Below are 10505 nucleotides of genomic sequence, written 5' to 3' on the forward strand. Positions count from 1 at the left end.
GCTGAGCCGATTGACGAAGTTGAAAGTGTAGATGACGCTGAACCGATAGATGAAATCGAAAGCGCAGATGAGATCGAGCCGGTTGAAGAAGCAGAGAGCGAAGATGACGCTGAGCCGGTTGAAGAAGTCGAGAGCGCAGATGATGCTGAGCCGATTGACGAAGTTGAAAGTGTAGATGGCGCTGAGCCGGTAGATGAAATCGAAAGCGCAGCAGATGAAATTGAGCCGGTTGATGAAATCGAAAATGAGGACGACACTGAAATTCAATTTGCTGACGGGGAGAAATTGAATTTTGGCAGTCCAAAACCAAAAATTGTGGATTCTGATGAAGACTTTGAGGTTGCAGAAGATTTTAAAGTTGAAAAAATAGACTTTTCATTTTTGGACGAAGACGAGGATAACAACGAAAAAGAACAAAAAATGCAAATGCCAGAAGATGAAATTGTAGAACAGCAGGAAAAGACTGACTTTTTAAAAACATCAGAAGAGTCTAAAAATTTGCCAGAATTTGAAAAGGTAGATGAACGGGAAGAAGCTGAAGAACTGGAAACTTTAGAAACTCTTTCTAATCAGGAAGCGACACATCCGTTTGTGTTTGCTGGATTTGCACAGGCAAAAAACAATATTACCGACTTAACTTCGATAAGCTCAAAAGCGATTGTTGAAAGTGAAGACGGAACTTTCCACATAGAAGGCGAACCTGAAAAAACAGATTACATTCTCGACAGAAATTTAGAAGAACTTGTCGAATCAGTGATTGGAAAAAAATAATTGTCTTTTTACAGAGTCCCGATTGTAGCCTTAATCCATTTGTTGTAATTCTATGGCGATTTCTTCCATCTCTCGGTCTGTCATGGCAATTGTTTCTGCAACGCGGAATAGTTCTCTGCGCACGCTTTCCGGGACTTTTGTCGAGGTTTTGTAGTGCAGTTCATGTTCAAGACTTGCCCAAAAATCCATTGCAATTGTTCGGAGTTGGATTTCGACTTTTACTTTGTGGGTTGTATCCGAAAGATAAACTGGAACTTCAACAACAAGATGAAGGCTTCTGTAGCCGCTTTCTTTTGGAGCTTTTATGTAATCTTTTTCTTCAATTAAACTTATGTCCGGCTGTTTTAAAAGAATGTCGCGGACTTTGTATATGTCGGAAATATAAGGGCAGATTACTCTAATTCCTGCAATGTCGTTGAGATTTTTCGTCATTGATTCAAAGTTGAACGGCAGATGTTTTTTTTCGAGTTTGCCAGCTATGCTCTGTGGACTTTTGATTCGCGTTTTTACAGTTTCGATTGGATTTCTGCGGCCAGTAACTTTATTTTCTTTATTTAGAATGTCAAGTTTAGTTTCAAGCTGTTTGGTTGCGCTTTCGTAAATCATCATTATCTGCTGAAACTGAATTGCGATTTTGTAAACATCTTCCGGATTTGACAGAGTTTTTTCTATTATTTCGGGAAGCTTTATTTCTTCCTTAGTTATATTTTGCATTATTTTACCTTATTTAACTTTAACTCTAAAATAAAATATAATGATGAAAGTTACTTAAAGGCAAGTTTTTTTGCCGAATAAATCTTCTCTCCAGACTTTTCATCTTTATTAAAGCCCCAGAAGTTCTTTTGCTGTTCCAAATGCCGTATTCTGTTCGAGTTTTGCTCCGCATTTTTGAAAAAGAGGGAGAAGACTGTCCGTAATTTTTTTATTTTGGTCGAAAACTTTTTCGTTTTTTGAACCGTAAACTAAAGTCAAAATTAAAAAAACAAGTGGAGTTACGTTCGAAGTTTCTGTTTTTTCTGTCATCTGCGGTTTTGCAATTTCTGGAAAATCTGTCAAAAACATTTCGAGCGTATTCCAGCTGTGAAAACTTATAAGCCTGTAAATGAATGTGTTTGGAATTGAAGTCTGAACTTTTGTTCCGTCTTTTTTTGTAAATGAAAAATCTGCACGTCCATTTGCCTTGTTTGTGGCAGCGCCTTTTTGAATTAACATTTTTGCAGTTTCTGCATCATCGGTTTCGGCGGCGAGGTAAAGCGCGGTGTTTGACATTTTTGCGCCAGAATTGATTTTGAATTCATCTGGATTTTTTGTTGAGGCGATTATAAAGTCAATTATTTTGTTCAACTCGTTCAGTTTTGATTCAATTTCTTCGTCGTGGCAATAATATGCGTAGAACATGATTTTTCCAAGTCCTGATTCTATGTAAGTTTGCTTCATGCTGTGGCTTACAGTCAAAAATGCTTCTTCAAGACGTTCCTTGCTTGCACGGCTTAGGTCAAAACTTGAAAGCAGCTGGTTTGTTCGGAAATCTGCCATTCCTTTTGCATAAGAACTGCTTCCGCCTTTTATTGTTGATTTTGTCTGGATTGCAAAATAGAGAGGAGAGATTCCTTTTATAAGATGGGTGTTCAAATCTTCGTTTTTTGCCGCTATTTTGAACTTTTTAAAGTCAGGATTTTGAATTGCTGACAAAAGTTTGTCTTTCGTATTTGGCTTGTAGTCGGCAATTGCTTTTTCTTCTGCCAGTTTTTCGTTTTTGAACATTTTTGGCGCAAACTGAGTCCAAAACTGCTCTTTTTCATTGAAATTTTTGAAGAAAGTTTCGTCCAAAGGAGCGACCATTTTTTTTGAAACACCGTATTCCCAGACTTTCAGAGCCTGTTTTTTATTTTCCGTGTACATAAAAAAGGTAAATGCCTGCTGGACAAATCTGCCTGTGTATTCTTCTGCCTGAGAAACTGAATCGAATGCGTTTTTGTAAAATTCTGCGGCAGCGTTAAAGTCGAGTTCTGCTGTTGCGACAAAAGCCTTTAACCAGTTTACAAAAAAATCCGAACGTGCAGGCGCAATTTCTTTTGTCTGTTCATAAAATTTTTGCATGTCCTGATTTTTGTAAATGTATTCTTGCATGACTGAGCGCCAGATATAAACGAGAGTCTGTTCTTTTGCAAGTCTGTATTCAAATGAATTTTCGATTTTTTCCGAATTTGAATTTTTGTTCTGGTTTTCAGTATTTTTTTCAGCTTTTGTCATTTTTTCTACCTGTTTTTGAAACTTCAAAAAAAATGTATTTCTTTAGAGATAAATTTTACTTTTTTTCTGTAACTTCTTTTGCGCGGTTTAATGCGGCTTCAATATTGTCAAAAATATTTTCACGGCCGATTTTGTCTGCCATGCCGGTTTTTTCGCAGAGCATGTAAGGCTGTGTGTGAATTCCTGAGAGGATTATCTGAATTCCCTTTCTGTCGCAGGCAGCTTTTGCCTGTGTAAGAGCACGAATTCCTCCGGCGTCGAGATAGAGCGTATTTCTCATTCTAAAAATAATCGCTTTGACGTCTGCCCCGGCTCTTTCCATTGCAAATTCAAATTTTCGTACTGTTCCGAAAAACAAAGGTCCGTCAATTTCGTAAACCATTACGCTTTTTGGAAGCTCAATATGTTCCTCGCTTCCGTTTCCTTTTATTCCAACGACAACAGTGCGGCTTCCTGACTGCACTTCTGACAAATCAATCATCTTTTTGATAAAGAAGAATGCCGCAAACATAAGTCCAACACCGATTGCATAAGTAAGGTCGACAAAAACTGTAAGAAGGAAAGTTACTGCAAGGACTGTAATGTCTGATTTTTGACCTTTTATGAGCGAACGAATCGCCGGAATTCCTGCCATATTCCACGCTACTTGCATTAAAACTGCCGCAAGTGCCGCCATAGGAATATATTCAACATATTGTCCAAAGCAAACCATAATCAAAAGAAGAACGACCGCATGAACTATTCCTGCGACTGGAGTTCGTCCGCCGTTGTTGATGTTTGTTGCTGTCCGGGCAATTGCTCCTGTAGCTGGAAGACCGCCAAAAAGAGGACTTAAAATATTTGCTATTCCCTGGCCGATAAGTTCGTTGTTTGAGTCGTGCTTTGAGCCAATCATTCCGTCTGCAACAACTGCAGAAAGAAGAGACTCAATCGCTGCCAGCACTGCGATCGAAATTGCCGTAGGAAAAACGGTTTTTATTGTTAGTAAGTCGAGGGCTGGAAGTTTTGGAGATGGAAGTCCTGAAGGAATTTTATATCTGTCGCCGATTAAAACTGTCTGTAAACCGAATTTTTTGTTCAGAAAAATGTGAATTACAGTTGCTAGAATAATTACGATTAAACTTCCAGGAACTTTTTTTGTAACTTTCGGCCACAAGAATATTGCTGCAAGACTTAAGACAGCCATAATAAATGAATACCAATTTATTGTGCTGATCGAAGAAGCGTAAACAAGAATTTTTCCAGAAAAGGTTCCAGGCATTTTTGTGTATTCGTTTCCCAAAACTGTCATTGGAAATTCCGGAGAAAGTCCAAGAAAGTCGCCTATTTGACCTGTTGCGATTGTGACTGCAATTCCTGCTGTGAAACCGACAACAATCGTATATGGAATAAATTTTACAAGTCCGCCGAGTTTTAATGCTCCGAGAAGAATAAGAAGAATTCCTGCCAAAACTGTCGCAGTTGCGAGTCCTGAAAATCCAAGCTGCGGATTGTTTACAATTGCATAGATGATTACGGTGAATGCGCCTGTCGGACCTCCAATTTGAACTTTTGTTCCGCCAAACGCTGCAATACAAAAACCTGCAATGATTGCCGTATAAAGTCCAGTTTCCGGACTGCATCCTGAAGCAATTGCAAAAGCGATTGAAAGAGGGAGCGCTACGATTCCAACGATGATTCCTGCAATAAAATCCTGCGAGAATTTTTTGAGAGAATAGCCTTTTAGAGAGTAAATCAGCTCTGGTTTGTACATTTTTTTCTCCGTGAATAAAAGTCAATGGCTTGAGGGGGCATCTCCAAAAATAAAAAGCTGGCGGTTCCCTTGGTTTGATTGAGATTTATTGAATGAATTTGTTTGTGAAAAATATAGAACATTATTGCGTTTTTTGCGTTTATTTTCAATTCATTGCAATTTTTTACAATTTTTTGCGGTTTTGAAAAATTGCAATTTTCAAATCTTCCCAGTACAATTTTCTCGTTATGAAAAGTTGCGCAGAATTTTTTTTATTTTCGATTTTCTGTTTTTCTTCGCTTTTTTCCGGCTGCAAAAAATATCCTGAAATGACGCTTGAAGAAATAGATGCCTTTCGCTCAAGTGCTTCCGACGGAATTCTCTCAAAAACAATTAATAAGCCTTTTAAAGATGAAGGATGGGAAATTGGAAAGAATGGCGGAGTTTGGAATGGAACAATTTCTGCCGACCCAAAAAGTTTTAATCTTTTGATCGCAGAACGCGATGCCGCAACTTCCGGAATTTTAAGTTATCTTACGGACAGCCTTGTCGATTACAATTATGTAAAACGTGAATGGCAGGCCAGGCTTGCGGATTTTGAAATTTCTACTGACGAAAAGAATGGAACTCTCGATGTAATTTACACTTTGCGTGATGACATTTACTGGAGTTTCTACGGCGATTCGCAGCAAAAAGTAAAAATTACCAGCGATGATGTTGTTTTTTGGTACGATGAAATTTACGGTGATGAAGAATGCGCTTCGTCGGCGTACAATTCGCGTTTTATGGCTATGCCAGACGGAAGCGAAAAAGAAATTACAATTGAAAAAATTGATTCACGAAAATTTGTTTTTCATTTTCCGAGAATTGTGGCGGAGCCAATTTTGGCAACAAATATGAGTTTTGGTCCCGCATTTATTTACAAAAAGGCAAAGGACAGCGGCGGAGTTTCTGCTCTAAGGCAGATTTTTAGCGTGGCGGAAGATCCGAAAAAAATTCCTTCATGCGGAAAGTATTTTTTAACACAATACACTCCTGGACAGAGAATTGTCTATGAAAAAAATCCTGATTATTGGGAAAAAGATGCCGAAGGCAAGCCGATTGTTTATCCAGACAAAAAAATCTGTCAGATTGTAGCGGACAACAATACTTCTTATCTTTTGTTTAAGCAGGGAAAAATTGAAGAATACGCGCCAACTCCTGAGCAGCTTGAAAATCTTGTAAATGGAGCGGACAATTTTGGCGAAAACGGATATTCTGTTTTTTCGAGCGCAGGAAATCTTGACGCTGCATTTTGGACTTTTAACCAGAACCCCCAGAATTCTGACAAAAAATACTATGAATGGTTTACAAAAAAAGAATTCCGGCAGGCAATGAGCTGTCTTTTAAATCGTGAACGGATTATAAGTCAAACTTACCGAGGGCTTGCCGAGCCCAAATATTCATTCTTTCCAGCGGCAAATAAATTTTATAACGAAGAAATTTTTCTTCAATATAGATTTAGTCACGCTCATGCGCAAAAACTTTTGGAAACTTCCGGCTTTAAAAAGAAAGACGACGGTTTTTTGTATGACCAGAACGGAAATAAAGTTGAATTTGATTTGACGATTGTTTCTTCAAGCAACACTTTGTCGGATATTGCGCAAATAATTGTAGATGAGTGCAAAAAGGAAGGTATTGAGGTGAATGTGCGTCAGACGGATTTTCAGCGTCTTGTCGAGCAACTTACGTCAACTTACGACTGGCAGAGCCTGATTATTGGTTTGAGTGGCGGAACAATCTTTCCGACTCAAGGCTCGAATGTCTGGCTTAGCGGCGGAAACCTTCATATGTGGTATCCGCTTCAAAAAACTCCTGCAACTGACTGGGAAAAACGAATTGACTGGCTTTATAACGAAGCGTCTTGTATTGTTGATGAAAAAAAAGCAAAGCCGTATTGGGACGAATATCAGAAACTTATTCTTGAGCAGTGTCCTGTAATTTATCTTGTGCGCGGACGTTCGTTTTATGCGTTGAATAACCGCTGGGATTTGAGAAATGTTTATTTTGACAATGTTGGCGGTGCAGAAACTACTCATATTTTTTTGAGATGATTGGCAGAACTGATTGTCAAAATAATGACGAAACGGATTTTTACAGATATACTGATTTTGTTTTTATTTTTTTTTGCATTTTAAGGGGATTCACATATGTTTAAAATTTTGATTACGATTATAAAAATTTTTGCCTGGATGTTTAAGAGGGAAAAACTTCGGCATCAGTGTTTAAAACTCGAAAAGCAGGGAAAAATCGCAGAAATGGATGCGATTCTGGCGGATATTGTGCCGCAGTGGGCGCGTTTTGTTTGTGAAGTTACAGGAACCAAGGTTGTCGTAAATGGACTTGAAAAACTTCCTAAAGATTCTGCTGTGGTTTTTGTTGCGAATCATCAGGGATATATGGATATTCCTTCGATTTATGGCTATGTTCCAAAATTTATTTCGTTTGTTTCAAAAAAAGAAATTGGTTCAATTCCGCTGATAAAAGACTGGATGCGCTTTTTGCACTGTACTTTGATGGACAGAAAAAGTCCACGCGCTTCGGTCAAGGCTATTCGCGATGCTGCGGAAAATGTAAAAAAAGGATATTCGCAGGTGATTTTTCCGGAAGGAACTCGTTCAAAAGGCGGTCTGCATCATGAATTTAAGGCAGGAAGTTTTAAACTTGCCTTTTTGTCGCAGTCGCCGATTGTGCCTTTGACAATTGAAGGCTCATATAAGGTTTTTGAAGAAAAAAAAACGATAAGCCGCGGAAATACGATTTATATAACAGTGCATGATCCGATTTCGACTGCGGATCTCTCGCGCGAACAGCAGGCTGAGCTTCCAGAAAAAATCGAAAAGATTATTTGCGAGCAGCTTAAGCCTGCAGAAAAACTTTATATCGAATCTCATTCTAAATAGAGTGAGTTTTTGCGGGAGATTTTTGTGAAAAAATTAAAAGTTTTTTTTGAAGCTGCATATTCCTTAAAAGCAAAATTTCCGCTTGGTTCTTTTATTTTAACACGTCTGGTTACAATGCTCGTAATTCTTTTTTTGCTTGGCTGGGCGCTCTTTGCGTTAATGGCGCTTGCTCCAGGAGATATTGTCGATCAGATGATGCAACAGCAGATTATGAGCCAGAGTTCCGGAACTGGCGGAGCAAGCACTGCAAATAACAAAGTTTTTAATGAAGAGCAGATGGCGATTTTGCGCTCGGAAATGGGGCTGGATCAGCCGTTTACAATTCAATATTTTAAGTGGCTAAAACGCGTTATTGTAAATCATGACCTTGGAGTAAGCCTCATAAGCCGTGCTCCGGTGAGTTTTTTGATAAAAAGCAGAATTGTAAATTCGATTACGTTGAATTTGGTTTCGCTTGTCTTTATTACGATTTTTTCGTTTTTGCTAGGAGTTTATTTTTCGAGCAAGGCAGGAACTAAAACGGACGTTGCGGCGACTTTTTTTGCGTTGTTTTTTCACGCTTTTCCTGGAATCCTTCTTTTGATTTTGTTTCAGCTTTTTGCATCGGCAACTTCGCTCTTTCCTGTAACTGCCTATCCAGACTTTCCTTTTTCTGACGCTCCTGGAAAATTTGTTTTCAGCTATGTTCATCATATTTTTTTGCCGCTTCTGGCTTCGTTTCTAGGCGGAGTTGGCGGAACTATGCGTACAATCCGCTCGACAATGCTCGATCAAATGGGGCTTCCTTACATTATGGCAATCCGTGCCCGTGGAATTCCTGAGAGACGTGTTTATCTTTCACATGCTTTTAGAAATACTCTTAATCCTTACATAACCGGAAGCGCAAATCTTCTTGCCGGACTTTTTTCCGGTTCTCTCGTTCTCGAAATTATTTTTTCTTATCCTGGAATCGGCCGTCTTATGTATGAGGCTGTCATGCAGCAGGACGTAAATTTGGTCTTGGCAAACAGCATGTTTATTTCGGCTCTTGTTTTGGTCGGAATGGTAATAAGCGATATTTTGCTTGCTGTCGTTGATCCTAGAATCCGTTATGGAAAAGAATGATGAAAAAATTTTTTGATTACATAAAAATCCGCCCTCTTGCCCTTGTTTCTGTGATTTTTATTTTGATTTTGTATCTTTTTATGATTTTTGCGGAATTTATTGCTCCTTATTCACCTTCAAAAAGTTTTGAAGAAGGAACTTTTCATCCTGCAAATGTTGAATTTTCAAAAAAAGGTCTTGTCGCACGCGAATTCCGCGTTTTAAATCCATCTTCGTGGCAGTACGCAAAGGTAAAGGGAATAAATTACAAAATTCACTTTTTTGTAAAAGGCGAAAAATATCGTCTTTTGGGAATTTTTCCGACAGAACGCCACCTTTTTGGAACTCAGGCTGATGAATTGACCGGCGAAACTTATCCTGTTTTTTTGCTTGGAGCAGACAATCTTGGACGCGACATGTTCAGCCGGATTGTTTATGGAAGCCGGATTTCGCTAACAATCGGGTTTGTTGCGAGCGCAATAAGCCTTTTTCTGGCGATTGTATTTGGCGGTTTTGCAGGATTTTTTGGAGGAATTGTCGACTGGACGGTGATGCGCTTTTCGGAATTTTTTATGCTTATTCCGAGCCTTTATTTGATTTTGTTTTTGCGCTCGCTTTTAAACGAAAGCATGGATTCTGGCCAGAGTTATATGATAATCACTTTGATTTTGAGTCTTGTCGGCTGGCCAGGCAGCGCGCGTACTCTTCGCGGAATGGTTCATTCGATAAAACGTGAAGAATTTGTTCAGAACGCTCAGCTTGAAAAAATCCCTTCGCTAATAATTATTTTTAAGTACATAATTCCTCAAATTTCTAGCCTTTTGATTGTAAGCACAACTCTTTCAATTCCAGGTTTTATTATGAGCGAAACAACTCTTTCTTATCTTGGTCTTGGAATTGCAGATCCTGCTGTAAGCTGGGGCTCGATGATAAACCGCGAAGTTTCAACCTTGTCGAATCTTAAAAATTTTCCGTGGCTTTTGATTCCTGTTTTTTTACTCTTGGGCGTAACTCTCGCATTCAATTTTTTTGGAGATGCGCTACGAGATTATTTTGATCCGTACAGCGTTGTTTTCAAAAGAAGAAAAATTCGTTCAGAAAAATCGAAAGAAAACGGACAAAAAAATGAATTTTTTAAGGGCGATGAAAAAAATCTGCTCAGCGTGCGGAATCTTCGGGTTGAATTTTTAATTCAGCGTGGAAAGCAAAAAGTGAATGTTCAGTCTGTGCGCGGAGTTTCGTTTGACGTAAAAAAAGGCGAAATTTTGGGAATTGTAGGCGAATCTGGTTCTGGAAAATCGGTTTCTACAACTGCAATTACGGGGCTTTTGCCTTTAAATGCCAGGGTTTTTGGACATATTTATTTTAATTGCAGAAATGATGAAGAGCTTTGCCGCAAAATTTTTGAAAAAACTCCCAAAAAAACAGACGGTTTTTCGGACGGATTTATCGATCTTTCAACTTTGAAAAATTCCCAGATGCGGTTTATCCGCGGACAAAAAATCGGAATGATTTTTCAGGAAAGCTCGCGGGCCTTTGATCCTCTGCAAAATATCGGCTCGGTCTTTTTTGAAACTCTAAAAAATCTTGAACCAAAAATTACGAAAGAAGAATCTGATGAAAAAGCCTGCTCGCTTCTTGAAGAAACTGGAATTACAGATGCAAAAAATCGCTTGAAAAATTTTCCGCATCAATTTTCCGGCGGACAGCTTCAACGTATTGGA

The 10505-nt window shown here is 38.7% G+C and carries 7 protein-coding genes and 1 pseudogene; 5 read left to right on the forward strand and 3 right to left on the reverse strand.

What is annotated here, in order from left to right:
- Window positions 1-771, forward strand: a pseudogene (locus B2X33_RS00690) (hypothetical protein); the annotation flags it as partial.
- Between the two features lie 30 nt (window positions 772-801).
- Here the strand turns inward: B2X33_RS00690 and B2X33_RS00695 are convergent.
- The 3 genes from B2X33_RS00695 to B2X33_RS00705 all read right to left on the reverse strand — a co-directional run bounded on the left by B2X33_RS00695 (window position 802) and on the right by B2X33_RS00705 (window position 4777).
- Window positions 802-1485, reverse strand: a complete 684-nt coding sequence (locus B2X33_RS00695) for a GTP pyrophosphokinase (RefSeq protein ID WP_296666753.1) — start codon at window positions 1483-1485, stop codon at window positions 802-804.
- 108 nt (window positions 1486-1593) lie between these two features.
- Entirely contained in the window at window positions 1594-3024 is a 1431-nt protein-coding gene (locus B2X33_RS00700; RefSeq protein ID WP_296020302.1) for an ankyrin repeat domain-containing protein, read from the reverse strand.
- Window positions 3025-3079: 55 nt separating this feature from the next.
- Entirely contained in the window at window positions 3080-4777 is a 1698-nt protein-coding gene (locus B2X33_RS00705) for a SulP family inorganic anion transporter (protein ID WP_296666756.1), read from the reverse strand.
- A 308-nt stretch (window positions 4778-5085) separates the two neighbouring features.
- On the opposite strand from B2X33_RS00705, the gene B2X33_RS00710 reads away from it, so the two are divergent.
- From B2X33_RS00710 to B2X33_RS00725, 4 genes are all read left to right on the forward strand, one after another.
- Window positions 5086-6849 (forward strand): ABC transporter substrate-binding protein, encoded by a 1764-nt coding sequence (locus tag B2X33_RS00710; RefSeq protein ID WP_296666758.1) that lies wholly within the window; start codon window positions 5086-5088, stop codon window positions 6847-6849.
- A 96-nt stretch (window positions 6850-6945) separates the two neighbouring features.
- Entirely contained in the window at window positions 6946-7698 is a 753-nt protein-coding gene (locus B2X33_RS00715) for a lysophospholipid acyltransferase family protein (protein ID WP_296666761.1), read from the forward strand.
- A 24-nt stretch (window positions 7699-7722) separates the two neighbouring features.
- Window positions 7723-8802, forward strand: coding sequence for an ABC transporter permease (locus B2X33_RS00720; RefSeq protein WP_296666764.1), 1080 nt, complete (start codon window positions 7723-7725; stop codon window positions 8800-8802).
- Window positions 8802-10505 (forward strand): ABC transporter permease subunit (locus B2X33_RS00725; protein WP_296666807.1); only part of this gene is annotated, 1704 nt, incomplete at its 3' end. The genes B2X33_RS00720 and B2X33_RS00725, both read left to right, overlap by 1 nt.

Source organism: Treponema sp. UBA785 (genome assembly GCF_002297065.1).
Classification (GTDB): domain Bacteria; phylum Spirochaetota; class Spirochaetia; order Treponematales; family Treponemataceae; genus Treponema_D.

Coding starts and splice junctions, on each gene's coding strand:
- B2X33_RS00705 (WP_296666756.1), bottom strand. CDS start 4,777: ATGTACAAACCAGAGCTGATTTACTCTCTAAAAGGCTATTCTCTCAAA.
- B2X33_RS00715 (WP_296666761.1), top strand. CDS start 6,946: ATGTTTAAAATTTTGATTACGATTATAAAAATTTTTGCCTGGATGTTT.
- B2X33_RS00695 (WP_296666753.1), bottom strand. CDS start 1,485: ATGCAAAATATAACTAAGGAAGAAATAAAGCTTCCCGAAATAATAGAA.
- B2X33_RS00700 (WP_296020302.1), bottom strand. CDS start 3,024: ATGACAAAAGCTGAAAAAAATACTGAAAACCAGAACAAAAATTCAAAT.
- B2X33_RS00710 (WP_296666758.1), top strand. CDS start 5,086: ATGACGCTTGAAGAAATAGATGCCTTTCGCTCAAGTGCTTCCGACGGA.